Raw genomic sequence first — 26055 nt, 5'->3', positions numbered from 1 at the left:
TCAGACGGTATTTCATTTATTTGATCTTCAGATTCATCTTCGAATTCTAAGGAAGTATCATCGAATTCTTCGACTTTTTCATCTTCAAGATAATACAAATCATTCATTATATTTCCTCACTTTTGTTTTTTTGTTATATCTTTCTAATAATAAGTCAAAAATAAACATTAGGAAAGTAGTAATGAGAAAAAAATCAAAAATGTTATTCTTCTTAGAATTTATTATATAATCAAATTAAACAATATATTGAGTCCAAGACGGAGAGCCTGAGGACACTGATCAACACCTTTTAGGGGTGCTGATTGGTGTCCTTTTTTTATTTCTCAGAAAGGAGCAGCCATGAAGAAGGAAAAGCCTAAAAAGAACACGCAGAAGCTCACTGATAGAGATTTAAGAAAGCTAATGGGGCAAAACATGCAAAGACTGAGAAGAGTCAAAGGCGGGGCGTACAAGCGTAAATAACGGGAGGGGAAACAATATGAACAAAAAAGAGATTGAAGGACTCATTCACAATTATCACTGGATGGCGAAAGAGGTTCAACGGCTTCAACGTGTTTTATATGGCACTGACATACCTATGCGTAGCTGGGGCGTTGCTCAATACGGCATCGAGGCAACATTGCCAAAGGGGAGCAAAGGAAAGAGCCAAGCTGAATTACGTGACATGGATATGAGGGAAGAAAGATTGTTTAAGAGACTTCGAAAGTTTGAAGAACGTGTATATGCAATAGAGGCAGTCAGCAAGCAAAATCGAAGGTGAAAAGCACAGGGTGGTCTATGACTGCATGATGGAAGGTATGAGTTATCGAGCCATTGGACTTCACTTGGGCCTGTCTCGTGAAAAGGTACGGCAGATGAAAGATAATATCATCGACCAAATATGCCAATATTGCCACTTTGTGCATATCTTGAAAGACGAAAAATCCGTAGTGTAAAATGGAAGGCAGGACGGGGAGGCACAATTTTCCCGCGTCACCAATTCTTATTTTAAATAAAACTATGATAATCTTAAGTTACAAAATAAGAATTGGATGTGAATTACAAATGAAACTAGAATCTCAAAATATAAGTGAGGCTATCATTCGTAACTGGGGCCTTCCAGAAGCTTTATTAAGTCATAATGAAGATATTGAATTTAGATTCTCTGATGAAGGAATGAAAGAAAGTATTAGGACGGGTTATCACATTAATGACATGTCTTGTAAATTTTGTATATATAATGTAAGAGAGGATAAGCCTTTATTCAGTATGGATTTTCACGAAAAATTTTCTATTACGGAACGTTTTACTAAGACTTATGATGCTCAAAAAAACAGACCATTAATGCTACAACTAATACATGTACATGACGGCTCTTTAAGGAAAGGAGGAATAGCAACATTTTATATTGAAAAATTGATTGAGTATGCTAAATCAATTAAGAGTGATCATATTATTGTTAATAAAGTGAATGCAGAATCTCCAGATTTCAGAAGTGATCAAAATAATGCTTTGAAGCAGGATGAGTTAAAGAAATTCTATAAAAAGTTTGATACTCCTGAAATGCCAATAATACTAAATTGATTTTCGTTCGACAAATTTTGCGAATAGTTCCATGTGCTCGCTTTCTGCCGATATAAAGGCGGGGGTGATAAAGGTGAATTTTGAATCTAAATATTTAGTAAGATGGGGACTCCCTGGATGGGTGTTTATGATATTTATAACCCTGCTGTATTTAATAAACAAACCAGAGTATATACCCCAAATTCTAAAGTATAAAGGTTTCTCGCTAGTAGGTTTTACTGCACTAGCAGCAGCACTAGGATTAATTTTAGGGCATATCATTCATCAGATTAGTTTGTTTTTCTGGTTTGTAATTCCAGAATACAGAAAAAGAAAATGGTTAGTTTACTTTGATAAAGAATTTAAAATAGATAAGCGAATCATTGAAGAAGAACTTGGGAAAGGAATTAAAAACATATACAGTTATCGTTTAGGGCAACTACATGCGAGAAGAGGCTTACTTACAAGTTTAATGCTGTCATTTGTGACTATAGCAGTCCTCTGTTGGACAGATTTAACCTTACTCAGCGGAAAAACGATAATACTTGAAATTGGTAACGGTGTTCTAATAATGATTATGCTGATAAATTATCACTATTTTGATAGAAACCTAGAATATTTTATGGACAGAGTAAATGAGTTTAAAAAACAAAGTAATTCAAGTGATAACTCTGAACAATCTAATAATGAATAAAATGGCGCCTCTATTATTAAGGTGCTTTTTTTGTTCCTGTAAACTGCTTCCGGTGAAGAATCTCTATAAAAAATATCGGCTTAAAGGTAGAGTGCGGCGGCAGTTTAGAGTGAATAAATTAAAAGGGGGTAAGTTGATATGCAATGAAACTGACAGAAAAACAGAAGCGCTTTGCTGACTACTACATCGAACTAGGAAATGCTACAGAAGCCGCTAGGAAAGCAGGATACAGCTCTAAGTCCGCTAAATCAATCGGTCAAGAGAACCTGACTAAACCTGACATTAAATCCTATATAAAAGAGCGGTTGGATGAAAAGGATGCTGAAAGGATAGCTTCACAGGACGAGATTCTTGAGTTTCTAACTGCTGTCATGCGTGGAGAGAAAACAGAGCAAATACCTGTTGGCTTAGGCGAAGGCGCACAGCAATTAGAAGATAAAGACCCTTATCTAAAGGATCGTGTAAAAGCAGCTGAGCTGTTAGGGAAGCGTCATTCTATGTGGACAGATAAAGTTGATATGGTGGGAAATGTTGGCGTTCGTATTGTTGATGATATAGGTGATATCGATGACCATGATTAAAATATCGGAAGTGCTGGCACCGGCATTTCATGAGTTTTGGAGATGCAGGAGAGCAAAAGAGCATCTTCATTACGTTATGAAGGGAGGCCGTGCTTCTGGCAAATCGTTTAGCGTGGGTGTTGGAGTAGTAACAGACATCATTGAATACCCTGTTTCCGCTCTCGTGCTGCGTAAAGTACAGAACACGCTTGTTAAATCTGTTTTCGCACAAATAAAGCAAGCAACGGTAACGCTGGGTGTCTCTCATCTATTCAAGTTTGTTCCTTCTAGGTTAGAAATCACATACAAGCCGAGAGGGAACAAGATATATTTTGCAGGGGCTGACGATCCTGAAAAGCTCAAATCAATCAAAGACGCTGACTTTCCAATAGGTGTTATGTGGATTGAAGAGCTTGCAGAATTTAAGTCAGATGAAGAAGTAAGCACTATTATGAACTCGGTTCTACGTGAAGAACTAACACACAAAACAAAGCCGGACAACCCACGTAAACGAGCACAAGTATTTCTAAAGAGAGGTGCCTATATGTAATTGATGGCAATAAAAAAGACCTTCAAACCAAGGCCATTAATTGAATTTCTTTTTTAATCCCTCCATCATATCTGCATCATAAAAAGATTGTAAAAGCTCATCCACATTGATTTTTTTATCCTTCTTGCTTAGAAATTGATTGATGATCTCTTCATATTCTTCTCTAGTGTTTCCTTCAATATCTGAAAGGTTTAATTCTTCACCGAAGTGTCTAATGAACGCTGTCCTTGTTATATCATATGCCTTTTTGTTTTCTTCTTCACAGGTGCAAAATGCTCCTGAGAGAGTGATGAGGAATTGAACGTCTTCATCGTCTAAACCATTGGCTTTTTGGAACTGAATGAATTGATTTTGTGACATATATAGTCACCATCCTTTTATCTAAAGTATAAGTAAATCAGCAGTGAGAACGATGTATTCAACAACAAGTCCGATTGTATCAGCTACACCTGAGTCTATATGTTTTTTAAGCTCTGCAGAAACAACCTTTCGAGCCCTACCAGCTGCATTTTTTGGAGTATCAATAATTTTTTCTAATTCTTTAATGATCTTGTTTGCATTTTTGACAGTACCATTTACAGCTTCCTTTCCAAAACGTTGCTGTAAAACCCATTTTGCCCAGTCGTTATTCACTAAGCCTTTAATTACTTTGATTGCTGCCTTAATAGCCGCACCCTTAGGGCCATTTGTAGTAGCAAGTGGATCATTGTTAGCATTCTCAATAGCTTTAAATGCTTGAAGCAAGGCCTCTTGTTTTTCTAATGGTACATCTCTTAAAGCAAGTTGTTTTTGTAGCTCAGTAGGATTGAAAGTTACTGCCAAATTTTCTTTCTGTTCAATCTTTTCTGCTGCATATGTAGCTGTTGTGGGAATGAAAACTGCTGCTGATATGAGAACTAGCAACATCTTAACAAAAAACTTTTTCATTGGAATACTTCCTTTCTAATCATTTTTCAATAGTGAGGATATCACAGAAAGGAAAAAATTTTACATAAATTAGAATAAATGGGCTTTAAATCACATGCTGTTTGTCTTTGTTTAATTAGATGTGTTACTAATTTCTTGCATCTTGAAAAGGGCATATTTACGCATGAAAAAACCATCTACACATCAATGTAAGTGGCTACTTGTCTATCTAATTTTTTATTTATTTGATTGAATTCATTCTTTACATCATCAATGAATTCAATAATATTGTATTCAATTTCTTTTTAGATGTAAGGTTAATAGAATCATGAGCACATTAGGGCTATTCCTACTGCTCATGATCGTCATTTCTAGCTGATTAGAAAAGTGTTGGCGCACTATCTAATCTGATGGGTTGGTACGCGCCCATGATACCAGCCCATTCTAACTTAATTTAGTTTGTATTCAATAGGTCGTGCATTTTACGAGGCAAGTAAAGTTTACCTCACCTAACTAAATAGGATCAGTCTATACTCCTGGATCAAGGTGTTGTCTTTAGTGATGCCATTTTTAAGGATAAGACTGTCGTGGAATGTGCTAACACTTTAAACTTAAAAGGGTAGTGACTCAGCCGATGTGATAAATGAGGATAGGATACCACTGTGCTTCACTATTTGCACATGTATCTGAAAGGCGAAAGCTGCCATTAAGTGCTGTACGAAGGATGGGTGTATCGTTTCTGACGATGCAGGACAAGCCACAAGTATCAAAACTCAAACTTGAGGGTTGAGAAACTGTTCGGGACACTTGACACAGTAGTGCAGTATTACAAAGGGAGTAGTTTTAACCTACAGTGGGGATTTCATAAATACCTACCGTCATTTAAAATGACATCAGCTTATGTCAAAACGCATATTTGCGTTCAGTCGTTTAAAACTATGATATTCTTTCCATTCAATCTAAATCCCCTGTATAATTAAGGAAAATTAATAAGGAGGATTAAAAGTGAAGGTTCTTAGATTTGAATATGAGAATAATAGATTTGAATTACACACAATGTTTATAGACGATATTTCAAACATGAAAGATAATGATATTCAAAGAGATATGTTGTTTAAGAGTAAAAATATAGTTAAAGCTGCTTTGGGCTTTGAAGGATATTTGAAAGTAGAAAGCTTTTCGACTTATGAAGAAACCAACTCTGTATATTGCTCATATACGTTTTGAAAGGATAACAAGATAAGAAGCGATTAGAACGTGAGTTAGATGAAGCTAAGAATATGGATCACGATGAATTGATTGAAGATTAATTATTAACTCATGTTATCATAGAAGAAAATGGATTATGGGGGATTGTCAATAAATGCTCAAATCAAAATTAATTGTTTGGACTTTTATCATTGCGACTGGATTCTATATGCTCATAAGTATATGGAACATTGCTGTATTTCCAGATAAGACATGGACAGATTACGCAGGACAGATTTTGATTGTAGTTTTTGGAAGTATGGTGAATGGTTTAATCGCTGCATTCTTTATGTACGCAGCAGCTATGTTAGTGAAATATATTAATGGTGATAAAGCTTAAAACAGGTGTATAAAAAGGTAACATTTTTTTCGGTTTTTAAAAAATACTAAGGAACACCAGAGGATATTGGTGATACTCACAGTATGCCATATATCTACCTTGACAGGATAGAGGTCGCTGGTTTGAGCCCAGTCGGAATCATCGTTGAAACCCTTGCCTAGCAAGGGTTTTTTGATTGTCGGTAACAAATGTTTGTTCTGTTTCTTTTGATTGGGGGCGAATTGGGGACGAATTTTATCCACCAGATTGTTTCTCAGTATTTTTAGAATCAAAAAATCCCTTTTCCATACCGATCACACACTTTTAATAGTATCAGCATATCCAGTTTAAGAGGTTACTTACAAAATATTTAGAACTTTTTAGTAAGAATCCTCAGAAATGTAATACGGTTTTAAGTATTTTCATTTATAATTCTCTATTTGTCTATACTTTTCATATCGCTGTTGTATAAGCTCTTCCGAGGATAATCGTATCAATTTTTTAAGAGATGATTCGATTGCAGATTCAATCAATTTTGCTTGTGATTTTAAATCATTTTGTGCTCCACCCTTAATTTCAGGAATGATTTCATCAATAATTCCTAAATGCTTTAAATCTTTTGCTGAAATTTTCATATGTTTAGCAGCTTCTGGAGCATACTTAGCATCCTTCCATAGGATAGATGCTGCTCCTTCTGGCGAAATGACCGAGTACCATGAATACTCTAACATATGGATATGGTTACCGACACTAATGCCAAGAGCTCCACCACTTGATGCCTCTCCAATTACAATACAAACAATTGGCACTTTAAGTGTAGCCATTTCCAATAGATTTCGAGCTATCGCTTCAGAAATTCCACGTTCTTCAGACCCTTTGCCTGGATAGGCGCCAATTGTATCAATAAATGTAATAATAGGGCGATTAAATTTATCAGCTTGTTTCATCAGTCTTAGCGCTTTTCTATATCCTTCTGGATGTGACATTCCAAAATTTCTTTCTATATTTTCCTTTGTACTTCTCCCTCTTTGATGACCAATAACCGTAACGGGCATCCCTTTAAATTTTGCAATACCACCTATCATTGCTTGATCATCACCATATAATCGATCACCATGAAGTTCGAAAAAGTTTGTAAACAATAAAGGTATATAATCCAATGTCGTGGGCCGGTTACGTAGCCTTGCAATTTGAACTCGTTGAAAAGGTGTAAGATTAGAATAAATTTCATCTTGCATTTTATTTAAACGTTTTTCTAATTCTTGAATTTCTGATGATAAATCTACATTATGTTCTTTCATCATTTTCTTTAATTCATCAAATTTCTCTTTTAGTTCAATAATAGGACGTTCAAAATCCAAACTCATTTTATCCTCCAAAGGGTATGATTTACCTCACTCTAATCAAAAGACTTAGAAATAGAATCAATAAATAATTCAAAACCATCCACAACTATTTTTTGTTCTGATTCTGATAAATTATTGAGGATACGTTGATAAAATGTAAGGGATTGTTCTCTTAAGCGATTAACAGTAATGTGACCTTCTTCTGTGAGGTGCAGAAAAAGTTCTCTTCTGTTTTTTTCATTTACTTCACGATAAACAAGTCCCTTTTTTACTAACTTATCTACCAATCTACTTACAGTTGAAGTCTCTAATCTAAGTTTATTGGATAGTTGCCAAACAGTTAATTTTTCTATCTCTAGTTCCTCTAACGCCATCATTTGAGAGGTTGGTAGAGGTTTTTCAAATGGTCCATTGGGCAAATTTTGAGATTCAAAAACCCCAGTTATTATAATCATTTTCTTAATATCTGATCTTAGTTTTAAGGCATCTTCTCTTTTCAAAAAAGGTCACCCTCCTAAAATTCATGTAGTATACATCAATTGTATTATACATAAATATGTTTTTTTCACAAGTTTAACGTCAGCCCATATGACAACATGGACAAGAGATTTCTTCTTGTTAAAATGGTTTAAGTGGATTGATCATAGTCGATCCACCTGATTGATAGATGCATCAGGATCTTACCCTAAGTAATTACTGTTTACTGTTCTTTCAACAAAATATGAAAAATGAAGAGAGGGGGAGAAAAATATGAAGTCATTTTTACTAATTGGACAATCAAATATGGCGGGGCGAGGCTTCAAGCATGAAGTGCCACCAATTTATAATGAAAGAATCATGATGTTGCGAAATGGTAGATGGCAAATGATGACTGAACCCATCCATTTTGATAGACCGGTAGCTGGCGTAGGACTAGCGGCTTCTTTTGCGGAGGCTTGGTGTAAAGAGCATGAGAGAGAGAAGATTGGTCTTATCCCATGTGCCGAAGGTGGCAGTTCCATTGATGAGTGGTCACGAGATGGGGCATTATTTCGTCATGCAATAAATGAAGCTAAATTTGCAAGGGAAGATAGCGAATTGGCCGGAATATTATGGCATCAAGGAGAAAGTGACAGCCAAGATGGGAAATACAAAGAATACGATGAAAAAATACGAAGATTATTTCATGAACTGAGAACTGAATTATCTGTACCTAACATTCCGCTTGTGATAGGTGGTTTGGGCGATTTCTTAGGAAAGACAGCATTTGGCGCAGGATGTGTGGAACATCAACTGATCAATGAGATACTACAAAAATATGCAAATCATCATGAAAATTGTTATTATGTTACTGCGAAAAGCCTTATACCTAATCCGGACGGAATTCACATCAATGCGATGTCCCAAAGAATATTTGGTATAAGATACTATGAAGCATTTCGAAAAACAGAACATATACATGAACCATTACCAAATGAACATGAGCTAGTGAATGACTGTCATAATAGAATGAATACCTCAGCGGAGAATACATATATAGCACTAGAAAAATTCACGTTGGGCAAGATGACTTATGAAGAGTTGCTGGAGGCTTTAACGTAGGCAAAGCTCATAGTAGTCTTTGAATAAACAGAAACATGATATATCTTGTGAAAGGATGATTGTGGTGGTAAAAACAGATAAAGCTTCCTCCTGAATACAAGCAATTACATTCAGGAGGAGATAAAAAATGTTTAAACAAATAGATGAAAATNTGAAAGGATGATTGTGGTGGTAAAAACAGATAAAGCTTCCTCCTGAATACAAGCAATTACATTCAGGAGGAGATAAAAAATGTTTAAACAAATAGATGAAAATTATCCGAGAAAAGAGCACTTTCATCATTATATGACGGTAACCCGATGCACATATAGTCTGGTGATCGATCTAGACATCACGAAATTGTATGCAATATTAAAAGAAAAAAGGCTAGATTCAATGCAAATTACCTGAAGACAAAAGGTATTCTCATGGAAATCTAGAAGATGAAGGCAGACTGAAATGAGTTTGCCTTTTTGTTTTGTGAGGATAAAGACATGTGCCAAAGGTTTATTGATGTACAATGGTTCTTTTTGCGGTTTCTTTTCGGTGCCTTGTAAATTTCTGTATGTCATAATAAATGTAATATAAGGAAATATTGTAGAAGGGGAGTAAGGGGATGGAGAAAGTTCTTTCTTCACATGTTGGTGTGAAAATAAATGAATGGTATAAAATGATTCGTCAATTTAGTGTGCCGGATGCAGAGATTTTGAAAGCTGAGGTTGAATGGGAAATAGATAGGATGGAAGAAGATCAGGATCTTCTTATCTATTATCAATTAATGTGTTTTCGACATCAACTTATGCTTGATTATATAAAACCTTCATTCGATCAATCTATTTCCGCTCTAGTCGATAAAATAGAGAATGCTAACCATCAACTGTCTGGAATGTTGCAATACTATAATGCCTTTTTTAGAGGTATGCATGAATTCAGTCAGAAAGAGTATGTACAGGCCATTCAATATTATAAGATTGCTGAGAGACAGCTGGCGCTTGTTGTAGATGAAATTGAACAGGCAGAATTCCATTTTAAAGTAGCAGAAGCATATTACATCATGAAACAAACCCATGTTTCTATGCACCATATTATAAAAGCGCTAGAGATTTATGATCGTTATGATCTTTATAAGGTGAGAAAAATTCAAAGTCTATTTGTGATCGCAGGAAATTATGATGATTTTAAACGATATGAGAAGTCGCTCCCCCACTTACATAAAGCACTAAATCTTGCTGAAGAAATAAATGATCAAAGATTAATTGCTAAAACTTATTTGAATCTTGGAAATACGTATGACAGGCAACAGGATTATATTAAAGCTGCGTCCTTCTATAAAAAAGGACTAGATAAGATGAGCGAAAACAATGAAGATATTAAACCAAGATTATTTTTTAGTTTAAGTTGGACCTTGTTTAAAAGTGATAACACAAGAGAAGCACTTGATTATATCGCTAAAGGAATAAAAAGTGCAACAGCAGAAAACAATCTGTTTTATAAAACATTGCTCAATTCATTAAAGACAATTTATGTCGATGAAGGTATTGAAAATGTACGAAAAATGTTTAAAGGATTAGAAGAAAAGAAGTTGTATCCTTATATTGAAGAGTTTGCTTTAAGCCTTGCAAATCTCTATGAGAAAAGAAATGATTCGGAGAGGGTAGCAGATTATTATAGAACCGCCATAGAAGCTCAAACCGAAATCCAAAAAGGGGAGTGTTTATATGAATATTAAAATGAAGATATTGATTAGCGCCGCTTTATTGGTAGGTGCTGCTTGTCTGGGTTCTCTTAATTACTCAAAAGAATCAACTGATCGAAATACCACTGTATTTCCTCAAAAAACTGATCGAAACACGACGATGATCGATCCAAACTCAATATTTGAAAACGTATAGGCAAAATGAAAACAGGCCCTCCACGGTCTGTTTTTTTATTGGGACAGATTGGGGACGAACCTTTTCAGTTTTCTTCAGAAATGCACATTTTTTATCAGAAAGGCTCATCATAGAACCTTATTAAATCAGTCTTTTTCGGGGAAGGACAAAGTAAAACCCCTGACTTTTATGGCTAGGGGCTTTTTTCTGAGAACTTTCTTCAAATGTTAATCACTAAAAAACAAAGGCACCAAAAGTGAGAAGTGTAACGCCAAGAGATACCAAACTGATAAGTGGCGCAATAGTTCGCATTAATTCCGCTTCGACATTCACTACTAAAACCAGCTTTCTCAATTTCTTTCTCTTGCAAAATGCCCACTATCTTAAAAAACTTGCATTTTTGTTGTAATTGCAATAAAAATATTTTATTCTTACTAGTATAAGACCATATAAATGCTTCACCTGGTTCAGACTAATATCAGAAAAGGATTGATAAACAATGCATATAAAAAAAATAACAACTGAAAATGACTTACAAGTTGCTCTTAATATTAGAAAGTCGGTCTTTATTGATGAACAGCAAGTACCTGAGTCTGAAGAATTTGATCAATTTGACACTCTTCAGGAACAATGTCAGCATGTCTTGGTATACCATGAGAATGAACCTGTCGGCACAGGTCGGGTGCGTATTGTGGATGGTACAGGTAAATTGGAACGAATTTGCATCCTAAAACCTTATCGTCAGTACGGTTTAGGCAAAGTGATTATCAGAGAACTGGAAAAAATCATGCAAGAAAAAGGAATTACAAAGATAAAGCTGCATGGACAAACACAAGCAGAAGGTTTTTATAAAAAACTTGGTTTTCAAACTGCTTCAGATGAATTTATGGAAGACGGGATTCTGCACGTTTTAATGATAAAAGAATTATCTTTAAGTAGAGATCATGTCTAATAAAAAAAAGTATGTTTCTTACGGTTTAGGTGTACTCGTATTAAGTTTAGGAATTTCATTAACAATACAATCAGGACTAGGTGCTTCCCCATTTGATGCCCTTTTAGTTGGCCTTTCCAAAGAATTTGGTCTTACCGTAGGGAGCTGGGAGGTCTTGATTTCTATCATCATCTTAATTTGCAATTCTATATTAGTGAGAAAAAAACCTGTTTTTTTAGGTTTGATTACAGCGTTCGTGACTGGAATCGGTATTGATCTGTGGTTACTCCTCATCAAATATGTCATTGATACAAGTATGTGGTTTAGCAAACTGACTTGCTTTGGAGCTGGTTTGATATTCATTGGTCTTGGAACAGCCGTATATCTTCAAACAAAATTCGCATCAACACCAATTGATCATTTAACACTCATTCTTCGAGATATTTCAAAAAGAACGATCGCATTTTCGAGAACAATATTATATGCATTTTTCTTCATATTAGCTTTTATATGCAAAGGACCTATCGGTGTTGGAACCATATTAACTATTTGTTTCGGAGGCATCATTCTTCACTTTTTCATGCCTATTGTTAACCGTCGGTTATTATCAAATTGATGATTTGGCTGGGTACGATAAATCAATTAAAAAGCTTCTATAGTAAAGGTAGAAGTGAATAGAGGATAGCGCTGATAATTACAAATTCTATATTGGCAGGGGAGAAATATATATATCACTAGAACAGTTCACGTTAGGGAAGATTACTTACGAAGAGTTGCTGGAGGCTTTATCATAAACAAAGCTCATGGTAGACTTTGAATGGACAGAAACATGACATAACTCTTGAAAGGATGATTGTGGTGGTAAAAACAGAAAACAAATAGATGAAAATTATCCGAGAAAAGAGCACTTTCATCATTATATGACGGTAACCCGATGCACATATAGTCTGGTGATCGATCTAGACATCACAAAATTGTATGCAATATTAAAAGAAAAAAGGCTAAAAGTATATCCTGTGCAAATTTATTTGTTAGCAAGAGCTGTGCAAAATATACCGGAATTTCGGATGGATCAAGTGGACGATGCACTTGGTTACTGGGAGATTCTCCATCCTAGTTATACAATTTTAAATAAAGAAACACAGACGTTTTCAAGTATTTGGACGCCTTATGACGAAAACTTTGCTCGGTTTTATAAAAGCTGTGTAGCGGACATGGACACTTACAGCAAAAGTAACAACCTATTTCCGAAACCTCATATGCCAGAAAACATGTTCAATATTTCAAGTCTGCCGTGGATTGATTTTACTTCTTTTAACCTTAATGTATCTACAGATGAAGCTTATTTACTGCCTATATTTACCTTAGGTAAATTTAAGGTGGAAGAAGGAAAAATCATCTTGCCAGTCGCCATTCAAGTACATCATGCTGTTTGTGACGGTTATCATGCCGGTCAATATGTGGAATATTTGAGGTGGCTTATTGAACATTGTGAAGAGTGGTTAAATGATTCAATGCAAATTACCTGAAGACAAAAGGTATGCTCATGGAAATCTAGAAGATGAAGGCAGACTGAAATGAGTCTGTCTTTTTGTTTTGTGATGAGAATGAAAATGTTCCAAAGGTTTACTAAGGCTATATTTGTTCTTTTTGCGGTTTCTTTTCGGTGCTTTGTAAATTCTTGTATGTGATAATAAATGTCATATAAGGGAGTTCAGTGGAAGGGGGATAAGGGATGGAGAAAGTTCTTTCTTCACATGTAGGTGTGAAAATCAATGAATGGTATAAAATGATTCGACAATTCAGTGTACCAGATGCAGAGATATTGAAAGCTGAGGTCGAACGAGAAATTGAACGAATGGAAGAGGATCAAGATCTGCTCATTTATTATCAATTGATGTGTTTTCGCCATCAGCTTATGCTCGATTATATTAAACCTTCAGAAAAACGATCTCCTTCTGTTTCTGAATTGGTTGATAAAATTGAGAATTCTAATCATCAACTTTCCGGTATGTTGCAATATTACAATGCTTTTTTTAGAGGAATGCATGAATTTAGTAAGAAAGAATATGTACAGGCTATTCAATATTACAAGATCGCTGAAAGGCAGCTTGCACTGGTTGTCGATGATATTGAGCAAGCGGAGTTTCACTTCAAGGTGGCTGAGGCCTACTATATTATGAAGCAAACGCATGTGTCTATGCATCACATCATAAAGGCGCTAGATATTTATAAAGAACATGAGCAGTATAAAGTTCGCCAAATTCAAAGTCTAATTGTCATTGCAGGAAATTATGATGATTTCATGAGATATGAAAAGTCGTTGCAACATTTAAAGACTGCTTATTCAATTGCTGTGGGCGCAAACGATCAACGTTTAGTAGCAAAAACATTATTAAATATTGGTAATACATATGATAGGCAATCAAAGTATACAGAGGCAATAAAGCATTATAAAGAAGTGTTAGATGTCATTTCTTCGGAAAATAGTGACATAAAGCCAATCACTCTATTTAGTTTATGTTGGTCGCTGTACAAGTCTAATCAAAGTGATGAAGCGGATCTGCTCGTTGAAGATGGACTTATATATTCCTCAAAGGTAAATGATTCGCTAAGTGTCTTGTTATTTAAAGCATTAAAAGCTATTTATATGGATACTAATGAACAAGCTTTGAAAGAAGTGTTTGATATTTTTGAAGAAAAGAAACTACATGTCTATGTGGAAGCATTTGCTCAAAGTGTCGGGTTATTTTATGAAAAAAAAGGGGACTTTGAAAAAGCTGCCGAATATTACAGAAAGGCTCTTAAGGCTCAAAATGATATTCAAAAAGGAGAGTGTCTGTATGATTATTAAAAAATTACTAATCATTGTATCCATTGTATTGTTAAGTGTTTCAACAGCAGAAACTTTAAAAATCATTGAAACGAAATCGATTCGGAATACAACAATGGAGGAACAAAAATCAAATCGAAACATGACTATGATTGATCGAAATACAACTTCTGAAAACGTATAGACAAGATTAAAACAGACTTTAAGAGTCTGTTTTTTTATACAGTAGAATGAGTAAATGAACAGTTGGTCAATGTTATACTTATCTCAGATAGATACGAGGAGTTTGAAATCATTCTGGGAGAAAGAAGAAGAGAGTCCTTTTACGTTAGAAAAGATAGATGAGGAACAAATTCGTGAAGCAGAGGGAACGCTTGGTGTCACTTTACCTGATACATACAAAAAACTCATTTTAGAATGGAATGGTGGTTTTACAGTTCGTAATGCTTTTCCAACCGATCGGCCGAATTCATGGGCAGAGGATCATGTTCAATTCGACCATCTAAGAGGAATCGCCAAAGATGATGGAATTATGAATAGCGCTCAGTTAAGTGATGAATTGGAGATGCCAGAGGGACTTATTTTCATCAGCGGGGAAGAAGATACATGGATCGCCATGGATTACCGAGAAACGAAGGAACATCCTCCTATTCACTATTTTGATTTAGAGCTGGAAGTAGATTTTAAGCTGGCAGATAGTTTCGATGAATTTGTTGAGCGGTTATATACAGCTGACGACGCCATGGTTGAAGTAGTAGAGATTGAGGAGGAAGCTTCGGATTTATATATCAGTAAAGAAGAGCTTGAACTCATTTTTGAGAGAGGAGACCTTCGTCAGCAGAATCTCTTCAAAATAGCGCATTATCCGATGGAAGACATTGAAGAGATCGCATGGTTCTTCATGCGCATGAAACAGTGCATCAAACAGATAAAAGATCAACATGTCTTGTATGAAACAGCTACTGCTATTTACTCCAAACTTCTGTTAAACCCAGATATGCCAAGGAATGACTGTATCAATAAAGAGCTGCAAGAAATGGCAGAATTTCTAGAAAATAGTGGAGATCCGAATATCGCCTTTTTGGGAGGGGACATTCATCCAGTGAAAAAAAGATAGTGAAAGAAAAAAAGCCCCTAAAAAGGGCTTTTTTAATCTAATTCATGAAAAAACTGTTTGAGTTGATCAATGAAAACGGATTTGGATTTTCCCTTTTTATAGATAAACTCAATATTGATGTTGAAATCGATGGATGGCTCAATTGAAATTTGTTTTAATGTTCCTTGTTTTACTTCATTTCTAACACAATGATGAGGTAGAAACGATAGTCCCATTCCTTGCAGCACTAAATTTTTTGCAGTTTCCATATGATCAACCTCAATGGAGATGTTCGGTGTAATATTGTTTTTTTGAAATAATCGGTGGAGCATCAACCAATCAAATGACCCATAGTCAAAGAAAATAAAAGGTTGTTCTTCTAGTTCATTCATATTGATGTTGCCTAGGCTGGCAAGCGGGTGATGAGTTGGGACGAACAGCCCGATTGGATCGCTGAAAATCGGGATTGATTCAATTTGAGGATGTGTTTCAGTCCTGACAATGCCAAAGTCTACTTGGTTGTTAATCACTTTTTGGACAACATCCTTTGAATGTCCTGTTACAATTTTCACTTTCAGGTTTTCGTATTTTTCTTTTAGGGCGGGCAATATGTTAGGCAATAGATTATTGGAAATAGAGGATGCGCATCCAATCGTCAATTCATAAGGGATCATCGTTTGTTTGAGACTATGCTTTGCTTCTTGATAAGAATGGAGAATCTTTTTGGCATGCGGGTAAAACTGTTCACCTTTTTCCGTCAGAGATAGTTTATTTCTCTGTCTATCAAATAATTTCAGATCTAATTCTTTTTCTAACGATTGAATACGTGCCGAAACAGAAGGCTGGGTTAAATACAGTGCTTCTGCAGCTTTATTGATACTGCCTAGCTGGCATACATAAATAAACGCTTCTATATTCTCAATATTCATGTTATCCCCTTATATGACGTTCTTTAAATGTTTAGCTTTTCAAGCTCATACACTAATTTTACAGCTTCTTTCGCCAAAATGACAGTAGGGTCAATCACTTTCACAGCTTTGGTTGACCTTAGAACTAGAGGAATTTCTGTACAGCCGGCAATGATGGCTTCTGCTCCTTGATTGATTAAAATTTCTGCAGCTAACGCCAGTTCACTTTCGCCTTTACTCAATTTCCCTGCTTTCACGGCATAAATCCCATTCATCACACTTTTCTGAAGATTTTCACTAGGAGTCATGACATCAATCTTGTGATGGGCACAAGCCTTTTGATAGAGCTGGGTTTTTAATGTGCCATCAGTACATAGTAAGCCGACAGACGTATAGTGATGTTTGTTCAGGTGCTTTGCGGTTTCTAATGGCATATTCATAATAGGGATATGAGTGGCTAGTTGTACGTTTTCTAAAAAGAAGTGAGCGGTATTGCATGCAATCAGAATAAAGTCCGCTCCTGCGCGTTCTAATCTTTTAGCTGATGCAATCATATATTCTGTAGGATCTTCGCCTTTCCCAAATATGGCATTGGTTCTATCAGGGATTTGCGGATCATTATCAGCAATTACATGGAGATGATCCTGATCTTTTATCGCTGGTGTATGAGAAATGATTTTTTTCATCAGATCAATCGTCGCTAAAGGGCCCATACCACCCATAATACCAATTGTTGTAGACATGCATATCACCACATTTCATTTTTTTCTATTATAAAAAAAGAAAGGATGGTGAGTGTTATAGAAAAGTTCTATTTGTATATAGAAGGTTGATTAAAAGCAGCTTTTATTTTCTTCTTTATCTGTTTTGAGGTATGAGTTGCAATCTAATCAAAAAACATTAGAATAAAGAAAAATTGATAAAGGAGCTACCATATGAATTTCAATTTGGATGAAGCTTTAGATATGTTGAGTCGAACTCCTCGTACATTAGAAAGTCTTTTGTCAGGTTTATCGAAGGATTGGCTTCACAGTCGTGAAGGGGAGGGAACGTGGAATCCCGTTGAAGTCATTGAACATTTGATTGAAGCAGAGAAATCCAACTGGATTCCTCGATTAAGTGTCATTCTTGCTGATGGAGAGAATACCCCATTTCCTGCATTTGACCGCTACGCCCATTTGAATCAAACTGAAAGACAGATAGAACAAGCACTAGCGGAGTTTCATCATGTGCGGATGGAGAATGTGTCATACATTCAGCGTATGACACACTCAAGTCTTGATCTAGAGAAAAAGGGCGTCCATCCAGAATTTGGCATCGTGCAAGTGAGCGAATTACTTTCTGCGTGGGTTGTCCATGATTTCACCCATATCTCCCAAATTGTTCGGGTCATGGCGGAACGATATCGAACCGATGTAGGACCGTGGAGCGCTTATTTAGGGATTTTGAATAGGAAATAAATGTTTAATGACGCTTCGCGGCCCACTCAGATTGAAGAATGGCATATTGATATTCATCGACCCAATGTCCCTTCGACATATAATTTTGCAGCAAATGTCCTTCGCGTCTCATGTCTAAACGTTCCAGCACTCGAATGGATTTTTCGTTGCGTACATCTGTAAAGGCAATGATTTTATGCTTGTTCAGTGTAGTGAAAATATATTCGATCATTGAATTCAAGGCTTCATGAATATAGCCCTTTCCTTGAAATTCAGGCGCGAGTGTAAATCCTATTTCAACGATTCTAGGCTCGCTGCTGAGTGTATGAATGGCGCAATCTCCTATCAGCTGATTGGATTCAGATAAGGCAATCGCGTATTGAAACCACGTCCCTGGTTGATTAGGTTGTTGCGTCATTTGGTGTTGTACAAATGATTCAGCGTCTTCGTGCGTGTAGTTTTCCCAAGATTGAAATGTGGCAATAGAGGGGTTTGAACGGTATTGATAAAATGCTTCAATATCCTGCTGATCAAATTGGCGAATCACAACCCGGTTTGTTCTTGTAAATATGCTGTTTGCATTCTTCATGTGTTACCCTCACTTTTTAGTTTGTTCTTGATTTGAAAAAGTCTATTAGCCATTCAGATAGCTGTTTTTGCGCTTTGGTCACAAATCGATCGGCATAATACGTTAATTCAAGATGCCGAACAGGAGCAGGGGCAGAAATAGGGATAGAGACAATATTAGGCCATGCTGAATGTTGCTTTAACAGCCCTCTTGGCTGGATGGTGGCACCGATCCCGGCTTCAACCAACTGCAATAATGAAGTGGCAGACCCAACATCCATGACCGTGTCCAATTCAAAACCGTGTTCTTTACATACGTCATCGACCAAATCTCTTCCTAGATAGCCTTTTGGATACATGACCAGTGCATGCTTTGTCAGCTCTTTTAGCGTCACTTCACGCCTTTTTGCCAGTTCACTGTCTGAATGAACAAACAATTCGTAGGGCTCATCGCCAAGTGGAATTTGAATCAGTCGTTTATCCGCAGGCCCGCGCAGCCCAATTCCGATATCGACTTTATGTGAGAGCACTTCGTCACGAACAAAGATGGTCGAAAAAGCCTTTAGGTTGATCTCTGGATACAGCGTTTTAAATTCTACAAAAAGCGGAACAAGCTGAAAGTCAAGATCAGAGGGAAGGACGGCAAGCCGAACGGTACCCCGCTGTTCAGATAACAGTTCTTTCATGGCATTTTTGGCATCTCGTTCAGCCTGAAGCATTTTCATGCCATATTGATAAAGAAGCGTACCAGCTTCAGTTGCAACTACTTTTTTACCGATTCGGTCAAAGAGCGGCATCCCAACTTCAGCCTCAAGCAGCTGAATCTGTTGGCTTAATGTAGGCTGTGATATACCTAGTTGCTCTGCAGCCTTTGTGAAATGTAAATGATCGAATACAGCCATAAAATAGGTAATGTGACGAGTATCCATATGCCATCCTTTCATTAATGATAGTATTTTCCTATCATCATAATATGAATTATTGTATTGATCAATGAATGAAGCGGATTTATACTCATAGTAACCTCAACAAGATGAGAGAGGAAGAAGAGTATTGATAAAAAAAATATTTTATTTAGCTGCTTTATTTTTAGCTGCCTTAAACTTGCGCCCAATCATTACATCCGTGGCTTCTATGATGAGCATGATTCAATCAGACCTTGGCGTTAGTGCACTCACGGCAAGTCTTTTAACCACTTTGCCGGTCTTGTGCATGGGAGTGTTTGCCCCTGTAGCAACGAAACTAAGCCGCCGGTTTGGATTAGAGAGAACCCTTTTTTTCTCAATTTTTCTTATCACAATTGCGACTGGACTGCGTGGTACAAGTCAAACGGTTACCATCCTTCTTACGACTGCTTTTGCAGGAGGAGTTGGAATTAGTTTTGCCGGACCATTGTTGTCTAGTTTTATTAAAAAGTATTTCCCGAAAAGTCCTGGGATTGTCAGTGTGTACTCTATATCGATGACAGTTGGAGCTGCACTTGCTTCGGGCTTGACCATTCCGATTTACCTTCGCAGTGAGCATAACCTTCCACTTGCGTTATCCTGCTGGGCGATTTTAGGCGTTTTTGCACTGATTTTATGGCTCGGTCTAGCTCGTCAAAACCAACAAGCGGATCATGCAGATGTGCCGCTGAGATTACCGCTGCGAAACAAAAAAGCCATTCAATTTACTTTGTTCTTTGGCTTTATGTCTAGCATGTTCTATTCGTTAACAGCGTGGATTTCACCCATTGCGCTTGATTTTGGGAATAGTCCGCAGTATGCCGCCATGCTGCTTACGATATTTACGCTCATTCAGATTCCGGTGGCATTACTCGTTCCAAACATCGTCAATCGTCTAGGAAAGCCGAAATTATTTCTGATCTTATGCAGTTTGTCAGAGCTGATTGGCCTCATATTCCTTCTACTGCCAATGCCGATCCTGCCAGCTGTTATTTTTCTGGGGATTGGAGCAGGTGGATTATTTCCTTTAGCGCTTATGCTGCCTATTATTGAAACGCGTACGCCAGAAGAAGCCGGTACATGGTCAGCGATGTCACAGATGGGCGGGTACATCATGGGAGGATTTGGTCCATTTTTAATCGGTTTGATTTTCGATATCAGCGGACATTTTCAAGCTGCTATTGTCGCAATGCTCGCCATCGTGGTGCTGATGATTGGTGTTCAGTTATCTATGAAGTTAGGGGGAAAACGTGAAGAAGGATCCAGCTCATAATTTTACTCGCTGGAAGCATTTCGGTCATTATGTCTAGAGGCTGCCCTATTTAATTGGAAATTGGAGGGATTCACATGCTTATACGAGAAGCAAAAACGATCGACTATCCACAATTAAGAGACATTTATTTCGAATCCCGCCGGCAAAGTTTTCACTGGCTCCATACGGAAGAAATAAATCTGCATGATTTTGATCAGGATACCCGGGAGGAACAAATTTTTTTAGTCGAGAAGAACAGTAAAATCCTTGGTTTCATTTCTCTCTATGTACCAGATCGTTTTATTCATCTCTTGTTTGTCCATCCAAATGCGGCTGGTCAAGGGGCTGGAGATCTATTGCTTCAACATGCTATAGAAGTTCTAGGAACACCGGTCACCCTCAAATGCGTCTCCGAAAATCACAAGGCTTTATCTTTCTATCACAAAAGGGGTTGGAAGGCAGTGGTAGAAGAAGGAGAACCGGGGGCGGAATACTGGGTTCTTGTTTATGAAGAAAGATCATTTATGTTTTAGCTCCTTTACAAGGGGCTTTTTTGCGGTTTATTTTCGGTGTCGAAAGATTTATAAAATGATAATATATGTCGTTATAGGGAAAATAGAGGGAGGAGTAGGGGTGGATGAAAAAAGTACTTTCTTCTCACGTCGGCTTGAAAATCAATGAATGGTATTATCATATTCAAAGATTTAATGTTCCTGATGCCGAGGCGTATAAAGAAGAAATCAAATCGATGCTTGATGATATGGAAGAAAATCAGGATCTATTATTATATTTCTCACTCATGGAGTTCAGACATAAATTAATGCTAGATTACTTGGATCCTTTAGAAAATGGGAAAGAACGAGCGAACTTCAGGGAACTTGCAGTGAAGATAAAAAAAGATCAAGAGAAATTAACAGGATTGCTAGAATATTACTTCAATTTTTTCTACGGCATGTATGAATTTGAGAAATACGAATACTTAAATGCGATTACCTTCTATAAGCGGGCAGAAAAAAAGTTAACCCTTGTAAGTGACGATATTGAACGTGCCGAGTTCAATTACAAAATGGCTGAAATCTATTACCACATGAAACAAACCCACATGTCCATGCACCATATCGCACAGGCGATAGAATGTTACCGAGAAAAAGATACATACAGAGAACTTCAATGTTCTTTTGTCATTGGCTTAAACTATATCGATATGGGTTGTCCCGAAAAAGCCATTCCACATTTTGAACGCGCACTAGAACAAGTTGCCAATCACTCAACAAAAAGATTAGAAGGGTCAGCGCTCTATAATTTAGGGTTGAGCTATTTTCATCATGGTGACCTAGCACAAGCAATTATTCACTTTAATGACTCGATTCGAGCATTTAAAGAGCGGGGCTACGAGCATTTAAATCGGATTTTAGACCCTCTCGTGATGTTGTCAAAAGCCTATTTTAAAAAGAACGAACAGGATTTAGGTACGTATGCTTTGCATAGCGGAATAGAACTATCTGAAAAACTGAAAGATCATGTGCTGTTACGTATCTTTACGTTTTTAAAATCACTATACGTTGACAACAATTTTGAACAACTAGAACAAATTTCAGAATGGTTAGAGATGAAGTCCATGTATCCTGACCTTGAAGACTTAGCAAAAGATGCCGCAAAATATTATAATGAATTGGGAGATAAAGACAAGGCAATGCTGTTTTATGAAAAAATTCTTTATTTCCAAGTTCAAGTAAAGCGGGGTGACTGTCTATATGAAATTTAAAACTGTATCCATTGTATTCGTGGTGATGAGTGTGATAAGTGTTGTGAGTTATTTCACATCTGAAGTTACAGCAAGTCATGATGAAGCTAGGAGAGGTCATACAGCAAGTATCGGTTATTCTGCTTAGTAAAAGGCCCTTAAAGGGCTTTTTACTTTAAAATGGAATTTATGCAATGGATAAAGTATATTTTTCACATAAAATATACTGAGGAGGAAGTAAAATGACAATGTTAAAATCCAAATGATTTCGAAGGATTTTCATTATATTCTTTGCTTTAACCTTTATGATTAGCCTGTTAAATGGTATGTTTTTCGGCACAATCTTCTATTTGATTGTCACCTTTCTTATCGCTAAAGATTTTAATCAAAATCAATAGTTAGCAAAGCATTCATGAATCTAACATTCTGATTGGAAGGCAGGCAGTATAAGCCAATACTAGAACAACAAAGATTCAAAAGTTCTCAAGTCTCATTTTTCATTCGCAAAACTCCACTATAAACTCATTCAAAATTTGAATTGCCAATCTTAAATTTCTCTTTTACCTTTATATCGATTCAATGTTGAATGTTGTTAATAATATGAGAATAGCTAGAAAAGTGTACCACATGAAAAATGATTACTAGGGGGAATCACAATTTCATGTGAGGCCTCTAAGTAAGTGAAGTAAAAAAATCTGCCCTAATAAAGGGGGCAGATTTTTTTGCATTTTTACATTATTCGTAAACATAACAAGTGCCGCTTATAACAGTGACACATTCATAAGTATTAGAGTAAGACTTACCATTCGAATCTCTAAAGAAAACGGTAACGGTTGCTACTCCACTGCTATTGTACCCATTCCATTGATATTGATAGCCATCATACTTGTCCCTAATAGGGATTAAATTCGAAGCGGCATCAGCAGGAATTGCAGAGAACATTAAAGCACCAGTGAAGAGAGTAGCTCCCACTATTTTTTTCATTTTTCCCTTAAACATTAAAACATCTCCCTTTTCCTTATTTTTCTATTAAACCAATGTTTAACAGATGCTTATAAGAATAGCACGTCTAGTAGGAGAAAAATGTCAAAAAATGTCTAAGTAAATAAAAATTCAAAAAATATACATATTTAGGAATTATTTGTTTTTGGCATGATTGAATGTTTTTTCCTAAAAATGAATAAAGATAGACTACGCATAAAAGCGAACATGGATAAAGGGATGATTAAATTGATTAGGAGGAGAAATACATGCAAAAGCTTTGCAGGGAAGTCTGGATTGAAGTCAATCTTGATGCGATAAAAAGGAATATCGAAGCGATTCAAGCGCATATTCCAAGAAAAAGTAAGATCATGGCTGTCGTGAAGGCGAATGCTTATGGACACGGTTCAGTGGAGGTAGCACGGCAGGCACTGGAAAGCGGTGCGACGGAGCTCGCAGTTGCTAGCTTAGAAGAAGGGATTGTATTGCGAAGAGCAAAAATAGAAGCACCTATTCTTGTGCTTGGATTTACACCGCTCGATTGTGTGAAAAGGGCCGCAGCCTGGAGAATTGATCTCTCCGGCCTTCGAGAAGACTGGATTGCTCAAGCAAATGAGATCTTAGCGGAAGAAGAAAGCCAGCGCCGGCTTGGGATTCATGTCAATGTTGACACGGGGATGGGACGACTAGGTGTACGGACGAAGGAAGAGCTGTTAGGAGTGGTGGAAGCCCTTGAAAAGAGTGAAAACCTGAGGTGGGATGGAATATTTACGCATTTCTCCACTGCGGATGAGCCTGACCCTGATTTCACGTTGCTGCAGCACAGCATCTTCATTGATTTTCTTCGGTTTTTGAAAGAAGAAGGGATCAAACTGCCGACCGTACATATGAACAATACAGCTGCTTCGATTGCGTTTCCTGAATTTAGCGCCGATATGATCCGGCTTGGTATCGGACTTTATGGATTGTATCCCTCGCAATACATTAAAAGCTTAGACGCTGTTCAGCTAGAGCCCGCTCTCAGTTTAAAAGCAAGGATTGCGTTCGTGAAGAAAATGGTGACAAAGCCAAGAACGGTCAGCTATGGGGCAACCTATGTGGCAAAGCCTGACGAAGTCATTGCAACCATACCGATTGGTTATGCAGATGGGTACTCACGTGCTTTATCCAATCGAGGGTTTATGCTTTTCCGCGGAGAACGAATGCCAATTGCGGGCCGAGTCACAATGGATATGACGATGATCAGCTTAGGAGAGATGAAAGCAAAGCAAGGCGAGGAAGTCGTCATTTATGGCCGTCAAAAGGGCGGAGAAATTTCTGTTGATGAAATTGCTGAAATGCTCAATACGATTAACTATGAAGTCATTGCAACATTAAGCCGCCGTGTTCCAAGGTTTTATCGTCAAGGCGGGAAGATTATTAAAATATCGACGCCGGTGATGTATGTGTGAAGGTAAGGACAGCATGAAAGTCCAAAAATCCCCCTTTATATGGAAAGGGGGATTTTGAGTTTCATGTCTTATTTCGGCTTAAGCTCGATACTCTTTATCTAAAATAAGAATGGGTTTAATCGTAGATCCATTTTTAGAATCTTCAAAAGCTTGTTCAATCTCTTCTAATTCGTAGAATTTTGCTAGTTTCTCAACTGGGAATTGTCCATTTTTAAAGAACTTGACTAGTTTAGGAATGAATAGTTGAGGAACGGCATCGCCTTCTATCACACCTTTTAACGTGAGCGCATTGAGCATGAGATCATTTGTGACATTAAACGTTAAATCGCGTTTTCCTACTGCTACTGTTGCACAAGTTCCTTTGACACGCAGGCAGTGAAGGGCAGCTAGCGTGACTTCTGGTACTCCAGTTGTTTCAAATGAGTAATGTGCTCCTTTTCCTTCTGTGATTTCCTTCACTTTTTCAGCTGGGTTCTCATGTTTACTGTTGATGACATGTGTTGCACCTAATTCTTTTGCTAGCTCAAGGCGGCTATCATGGATATCAACGGCAATAATCGGATCACAGCCTGCGATTTTTGCTGCCATTAACCCACTTAAACCAACAGCACCTGTACCGAACACAACAAAGCTTGTACCTGGTGCTGGAGCAAGTGAATTTAAGACAGTACCGCTCCCAGTCATTAAGCCGCAACCGAATGGTCCTAAATAACGTAAATCAGTTTCTTTGTCTACTTTCACCACATTTTTCTCATCAACCGTTGCATATGTACCAAATGACGATTGACCAAAAAATTGTGATACATCTTGATGATCATGTGTATGGATAGGCGTTTCATTATGTTTATTACGACCAGAAAAATTCAGTGGAATCATGTTTTCACATCCACCAGCGTTCCCGTCAAGACAATTATGGCAATGACCGCAATAAGCGAAACCAAGTACAACGTGGTCTCCTTCTTGAACGGTTGTGACATTAGACCCTGCTTTTACGACAATGCCAGAGCCTTCATGTCCTAATAAAGCAGGACGTGGGACAGGGAGCGTGCCATCTAATACAGTGGCATCCGTATGACAAACGCCAGATGCAACGATTTTGACAAGCACTTCATCTGCTTTTGGATCATCTAGTAATAATATTTGTTTCTCGAAATCTTTTTCATTTGTTGTGACCATCGCTTGAATTTCCATATCATGTGCCCTCACTTTTTGTATAGTATGATATTCTGAAGAAAGATTAGATCAAATGTCACAAAAAATTCATTTCTTTATGACTAAGTTGATTGTAGGACGAAAGATTTTCCGTTTCAATC

At 37.1% G+C, this 26055-nt stretch carries 30 protein-coding genes and 2 pseudogenes; 22 read left to right on the top strand and 10 right to left on the bottom strand.

Features of this window, described 5'->3' with window-relative positions:
- Positions 1-339: 339 nt before the first annotated feature.
- The 6 genes and pseudogenes from ASG46_RS21480 (at position 340) to ASG46_RS14360 (ending at position 3346) form a co-directional block, all read left to right on the top strand.
- Positions 340-462 (top strand): hypothetical protein, encoded by a 123-nt coding sequence (locus ASG46_RS21480; RefSeq protein WP_268414375.1) that lies wholly within the window; start codon positions 340-342, stop codon positions 460-462.
- Between the two features lie 16 nt (positions 463-478).
- Positions 479-935, top strand: a pseudogene (locus ASG46_RS21550) (sigma-70 family RNA polymerase sigma factor).
- A 109-nt stretch (positions 936-1044) separates the two neighbouring features.
- Complete coding sequence (locus ASG46_RS14375) at positions 1045-1563, top strand: hypothetical protein (RefSeq protein WP_056704939.1); 519 nt, start codon at positions 1045-1047, stop codon at positions 1561-1563.
- A gap of 73 nt (positions 1564-1636) precedes the next feature.
- Positions 1637-2236, top strand: a complete 600-nt coding sequence (locus tag ASG46_RS14370; RefSeq protein ID WP_056704936.1) for a hypothetical protein — start codon at positions 1637-1639, stop codon at positions 2234-2236.
- A gap of 143 nt (positions 2237-2379) precedes the next feature.
- Positions 2380-2817: a terminase small subunit gene (locus tag ASG46_RS14365; protein ID WP_056704935.1), complete on the top strand. Its 438-nt coding sequence runs from the start codon at positions 2380-2382 to the stop codon at positions 2815-2817.
- Positions 2810-3346 carry a phage terminase large subunit gene (locus ASG46_RS14360; protein WP_235562241.1) on the top strand — a complete coding sequence of 179 codons (537 nt, stop codon included), beginning with the start codon at positions 2810-2812 and terminating at the stop codon, positions 3344-3346. The genes ASG46_RS14365 and ASG46_RS14360 overlap by 8 nt, the downstream gene beginning before the upstream one ends.
- 36 nt (positions 3347-3382) lie before the next feature.
- Here the strand turns inward: ASG46_RS14360 and ASG46_RS14355 are convergent, their stop codons facing one another.
- Entirely contained in the window at positions 3383-3706 is a 324-nt protein-coding gene (locus ASG46_RS14355; RefSeq protein ID WP_056704933.1) for a hypothetical protein, read from the bottom strand.
- Positions 3707-3727: 21 nt separating this feature from the next.
- On the bottom strand, positions 3728-4273 hold the full coding sequence (locus ASG46_RS14350) for a hypothetical protein (protein ID WP_056704930.1): 546 nt from the start codon (positions 4271-4273) through the stop codon (positions 3728-3730).
- A 984-nt stretch (positions 4274-5257) separates the two neighbouring features.
- On the opposite strand from ASG46_RS14350, the gene ASG46_RS14345 reads away from it, so the two are divergent.
- Positions 5258-5479, top strand: a complete 222-nt coding sequence (locus ASG46_RS14345) for a hypothetical protein (RefSeq protein WP_056704928.1) — start codon at positions 5258-5260, stop codon at positions 5477-5479.
- A 136-nt stretch (positions 5480-5615) separates the two neighbouring features.
- Positions 5616-5840, top strand: a complete 225-nt coding sequence (locus ASG46_RS14340) for a hypothetical protein (protein ID WP_047945565.1) — start codon at positions 5616-5618, stop codon at positions 5838-5840.
- Positions 5841-6241: 401 nt separating this feature from the next.
- Here ASG46_RS14340 and ASG46_RS14330 read toward each other — a convergent pair whose 3' ends face one another.
- Both ASG46_RS14330 and ASG46_RS14325 read right to left on the bottom strand, forming a co-directional pair.
- On the bottom strand, positions 6242-7186 hold the full coding sequence (locus ASG46_RS14330; RefSeq protein ID WP_056704923.1) for an acetyl-CoA carboxylase carboxyltransferase subunit alpha: 945 nt from the start codon (positions 7184-7186) through the stop codon (positions 6242-6244).
- Between the two features lie 32 nt (positions 7187-7218).
- Positions 7219-7665: a MarR family winged helix-turn-helix transcriptional regulator gene (locus ASG46_RS14325; RefSeq protein WP_056704920.1), complete on the bottom strand. Its 447-nt coding sequence runs from the start codon at positions 7663-7665 to the stop codon at positions 7219-7221.
- Positions 7666-7915: 250 nt separating this feature from the next.
- On the opposite strand from ASG46_RS14325, the gene ASG46_RS14320 reads away from it, so the two are divergent.
- The 9 genes and pseudogenes from ASG46_RS14320 (at position 7916) to ASG46_RS14285 (ending at position 15477) form a co-directional block, all read left to right on the top strand.
- The gene (locus tag ASG46_RS14320; protein WP_048001667.1) at positions 7916-8746 is read left to right on the top strand and encodes a sialate O-acetylesterase; all 831 of its coding nucleotides are present in this window, start codon (positions 7916-7918) and stop codon (positions 8744-8746) included.
- A gap of 231 nt (positions 8747-8977) precedes the next feature.
- Positions 8978-9115, top strand: a pseudogene (locus tag ASG46_RS20655) (CatA-like O-acetyltransferase); the annotation flags it as partial.
- Between the two features lie 226 nt (positions 9116-9341).
- A complete protein-coding gene (locus ASG46_RS14315; protein ID WP_056704918.1) occupies positions 9342-10454 on the top strand; it encodes a Rap family tetratricopeptide repeat protein in 1113 nt (370 codons plus the stop codon).
- A 641-nt stretch (positions 10455-11095) separates the two neighbouring features.
- Complete coding sequence (locus tag ASG46_RS14310; RefSeq protein ID WP_056704915.1) at positions 11096-11548, top strand: GNAT family N-acetyltransferase; 453 nt, start codon at positions 11096-11098, stop codon at positions 11546-11548.
- The gene (locus tag ASG46_RS14305) at positions 11541-12143 is read left to right on the top strand and encodes a YczE/YyaS/YitT family protein (protein WP_056704913.1); all 603 of its coding nucleotides are present in this window, start codon (positions 11541-11543) and stop codon (positions 12141-12143) included. The genes ASG46_RS14310 and ASG46_RS14305 overlap by 8 nt, the downstream gene beginning before the upstream one ends.
- A 262-nt stretch (positions 12144-12405) precedes the next feature.
- Complete coding sequence (gene catA / locus ASG46_RS14300) at positions 12406-13056, top strand: type A chloramphenicol O-acetyltransferase (protein WP_082515495.1); 651 nt, start codon at positions 12406-12408, stop codon at positions 13054-13056.
- Positions 13057-13262: 206 nt separating this feature from the next.
- On the top strand, positions 13263-14381 hold the full coding sequence (locus ASG46_RS14295; RefSeq protein WP_039168816.1) for a response regulator aspartate phosphatase: 1119 nt from the start codon (positions 13263-13265) through the stop codon (positions 14379-14381).
- The gene (locus ASG46_RS14290; RefSeq protein WP_046343310.1) at positions 14371-14544 is read left to right on the top strand and encodes a hypothetical protein; all 174 of its coding nucleotides are present in this window, start codon (positions 14371-14373) and stop codon (positions 14542-14544) included. The genes ASG46_RS14295 and ASG46_RS14290 overlap by 11 nt, the downstream gene beginning before the upstream one ends.
- Before the next feature lie 102 nt (positions 14545-14646).
- The gene (locus ASG46_RS14285) at positions 14647-15477 is read left to right on the top strand and encodes an SMI1/KNR4 family protein (protein WP_170916880.1); all 831 of its coding nucleotides are present in this window, start codon (positions 14647-14649) and stop codon (positions 15475-15477) included.
- A gap of 32 nt (positions 15478-15509) precedes the next feature.
- Here the strand turns inward: ASG46_RS14285 and ASG46_RS14280 are convergent, their stop codons facing one another.
- Complete coding sequence (locus ASG46_RS14280) at positions 15510-16385, bottom strand: LysR family transcriptional regulator (protein WP_056704908.1); 876 nt, start codon at positions 16383-16385, stop codon at positions 15510-15512.
- Between the two features lie 23 nt (positions 16386-16408).
- Positions 16409-17107 (bottom strand): aspartate/glutamate racemase family protein, encoded by a 699-nt coding sequence (locus ASG46_RS14275; RefSeq protein ID WP_017359621.1) that lies wholly within the window; start codon positions 17105-17107, stop codon positions 16409-16411.
- A 192-nt stretch (positions 17108-17299) separates the two neighbouring features.
- On the opposite strand from ASG46_RS14275, the gene ASG46_RS14270 reads away from it, so the two are divergent.
- Positions 17300-17824, top strand: a complete 525-nt coding sequence (locus ASG46_RS14270; RefSeq protein ID WP_046343317.1) for a DinB family protein — start codon at positions 17300-17302, stop codon at positions 17822-17824.
- Positions 17825-17828: 4 nt separating this feature from the next.
- Here the strand turns inward: ASG46_RS14270 and ASG46_RS14265 are convergent, their stop codons facing one another.
- Both ASG46_RS14265 and ASG46_RS14260 read right to left on the bottom strand, forming a co-directional pair.
- Entirely contained in the window at positions 17829-18392 is a 564-nt protein-coding gene (locus tag ASG46_RS14265) for a GNAT family N-acetyltransferase (RefSeq protein ID WP_052320235.1), read from the bottom strand.
- A gap of 16 nt (positions 18393-18408) precedes the next feature.
- The gene (locus ASG46_RS14260; RefSeq protein WP_019743043.1) at positions 18409-19314 is read right to left on the bottom strand and encodes a LysR family transcriptional regulator; all 906 of its coding nucleotides are present in this window, start codon (positions 19312-19314) and stop codon (positions 18409-18411) included.
- Positions 19315-19426: 112 nt separating this feature from the next.
- Here ASG46_RS14260 and ASG46_RS14255 point away from each other — a divergent pair, with 112 nt between their 5' ends.
- The 3 genes from ASG46_RS14255 to ASG46_RS14245 all read left to right on the top strand — a co-directional run bounded on the left by ASG46_RS14255 (position 19427) and on the right by ASG46_RS14245 (position 22331).
- A complete protein-coding gene (locus ASG46_RS14255; RefSeq protein WP_056705039.1) occupies positions 19427-20587 on the top strand; it encodes an MFS transporter in 1161 nt (386 codons plus the stop codon).
- 74 nt (positions 20588-20661) lie between these two features.
- Complete coding sequence (locus tag ASG46_RS14250) at positions 20662-21099, top strand: GNAT family N-acetyltransferase (protein WP_045035281.1); 438 nt, start codon at positions 20662-20664, stop codon at positions 21097-21099.
- Positions 21100-21203: 104 nt separating this feature from the next.
- The gene (locus ASG46_RS14245) at positions 21204-22331 is read left to right on the top strand and encodes a response regulator aspartate phosphatase (RefSeq protein ID WP_056704906.1); all 1128 of its coding nucleotides are present in this window, start codon (positions 21204-21206) and stop codon (positions 22329-22331) included.
- Between the two features lie 714 nt (positions 22332-23045).
- Here the strand turns inward: ASG46_RS14245 and ASG46_RS14240 are convergent.
- Entirely contained in the window at positions 23046-23309 is a 264-nt protein-coding gene (locus tag ASG46_RS14240) for a hypothetical protein (RefSeq protein WP_024720168.1), read from the bottom strand.
- Positions 23310-23560: 251 nt separating this feature from the next.
- Here ASG46_RS14240 and alr point away from each other — a divergent pair, with 251 nt between their 5' ends.
- Complete coding sequence (gene alr, locus ASG46_RS14235; protein ID WP_056704903.1) at positions 23561-24742, top strand: alanine racemase; 1182 nt, start codon at positions 23561-23563, stop codon at positions 24740-24742.
- Positions 24743-24820: 78 nt separating this feature from the next.
- Here alr and ASG46_RS14230 read toward each other — a convergent pair whose 3' ends face one another.
- Complete coding sequence (locus ASG46_RS14230) at positions 24821-25933, bottom strand: NAD(P)-dependent alcohol dehydrogenase (RefSeq protein ID WP_056704901.1); 1113 nt, start codon at positions 25931-25933, stop codon at positions 24821-24823.
- Positions 25934-26055 lie beyond the last annotated feature (122 nt).

The organism is Bacillus sp. Leaf49 (genome assembly GCF_001426125.1).
In the GTDB taxonomy this organism is placed as follows: Bacteria; Bacillota; Bacilli; order Bacillales; family Bacillaceae; genus Bacillus; species Bacillus altitudinis.
This window is presented reverse-complemented; position numbering and strand designations above follow the sequence as displayed.

Bases quoted from the DNA above. Each gene is read 5' to 3' on its own strand.
- ASG46_RS21480 (WP_268414375.1), top strand. From the start codon at position 340: ATGAAGAAGGAAAAGCCTAAAAAGAACACGCAGAAGCTCACTGATAGA.
- ASG46_RS14375 (WP_056704939.1), top strand. From the start codon at position 1,045: ATGAAACTAGAATCTCAAAATATAAGTGAGGCTATCATTCGTAACTGG.
- ASG46_RS14365 (WP_056704935.1), top strand. From the start codon at position 2,380: ATGAAACTGACAGAAAAACAGAAGCGCTTTGCTGACTACTACATCGAA.
- ASG46_RS14360 (WP_235562241.1), top strand. From the start codon at position 2,810: ATGATTAAAATATCGGAAGTGCTGGCACCGGCATTTCATGAGTTTTGG.
- ASG46_RS14355 (WP_056704933.1), bottom strand. From the start codon at position 3,706: ATGTCACAAAATCAATTCATTCAGTTCCAAAAAGCCAATGGTTTAGAC.
- ASG46_RS14350 (WP_056704930.1), bottom strand. From the start codon at position 4,273: ATGAAAAAGTTTTTTGTTAAGATGTTGCTAGTTCTCATATCAGCAGCA.
- ASG46_RS14340 (WP_047945565.1), top strand. From the start codon at position 5,616: ATGCTCAAATCAAAATTAATTGTTTGGACTTTTATCATTGCGACTGGA.
- ASG46_RS14330 (WP_056704923.1), bottom strand. From the start codon at position 7,186: ATGAGTTTGGATTTTGAACGTCCTATTATTGAACTAAAAGAGAAATTT.
- ASG46_RS14320 (WP_048001667.1), top strand. From the start codon at position 7,916: ATGAAGTCATTTTTACTAATTGGACAATCAAATATGGCGGGGCGAGGC.
- ASG46_RS14315 (WP_056704918.1), top strand. From the start codon at position 9,342: ATGGAGAAAGTTCTTTCTTCACATGTTGGTGTGAAAATAAATGAATGG.
- ASG46_RS14310 (WP_056704915.1), top strand. From the start codon at position 11,096: ATGCATATAAAAAAAATAACAACTGAAAATGACTTACAAGTTGCTCTT.
- ASG46_RS14305 (WP_056704913.1), top strand. From the start codon at position 11,541: ATGTCTAATAAAAAAAAGTATGTTTCTTACGGTTTAGGTGTACTCGTA.
- ASG46_RS14295 (WP_039168816.1), top strand. From the start codon at position 13,263: ATGGAGAAAGTTCTTTCTTCACATGTAGGTGTGAAAATCAATGAATGG.
- ASG46_RS14290 (WP_046343310.1), top strand. From the start codon at position 14,371: ATGATTATTAAAAAATTACTAATCATTGTATCCATTGTATTGTTAAGT.
- ASG46_RS14280 (WP_056704908.1), bottom strand. From the start codon at position 16,385: ATGAATATTGAGAATATAGAAGCGTTTATTTATGTATGCCAGCTAGGC.
- ASG46_RS14275 (WP_017359621.1), bottom strand. From the start codon at position 17,107: ATGTCTACAACAATTGGTATTATGGGTGGTATGGGCCCTTTAGCGACG.
- ASG46_RS14270 (WP_046343317.1), top strand. From the start codon at position 17,300: ATGAATTTCAATTTGGATGAAGCTTTAGATATGTTGAGTCGAACTCCT.
- ASG46_RS14265 (WP_052320235.1), bottom strand. From the start codon at position 18,392: ATGAAGAATGCAAACAGCATATTTACAAGAACAAACCGGGTTGTGATT.
- ASG46_RS14260 (WP_019743043.1), bottom strand. From the start codon at position 19,314: ATGAAAGGATGGCATATGGATACTCGTCACATTACCTATTTTATGGCT.
- ASG46_RS14250 (WP_045035281.1), top strand. From the start codon at position 20,662: ATGCTTATACGAGAAGCAAAAACGATCGACTATCCACAATTAAGAGAC.
- ASG46_RS14245 (WP_056704906.1), top strand. From the start codon at position 21,204: ATGAAAAAAGTACTTTCTTCTCACGTCGGCTTGAAAATCAATGAATGG.
- ASG46_RS14240 (WP_024720168.1), bottom strand. From the start codon at position 23,309: ATGTTTAAGGGAAAAATGAAAAAAATAGTGGGAGCTACTCTCTTCACT.
- alr (WP_056704903.1), top strand. From the start codon at position 23,561: ATGCAAAAGCTTTGCAGGGAAGTCTGGATTGAAGTCAATCTTGATGCG.
- ASG46_RS14230 (WP_056704901.1), bottom strand. From the start codon at position 25,933: ATGGAAATTCAAGCGATGGTCACAACAAATGAAAAAGATTTCGAGAAA.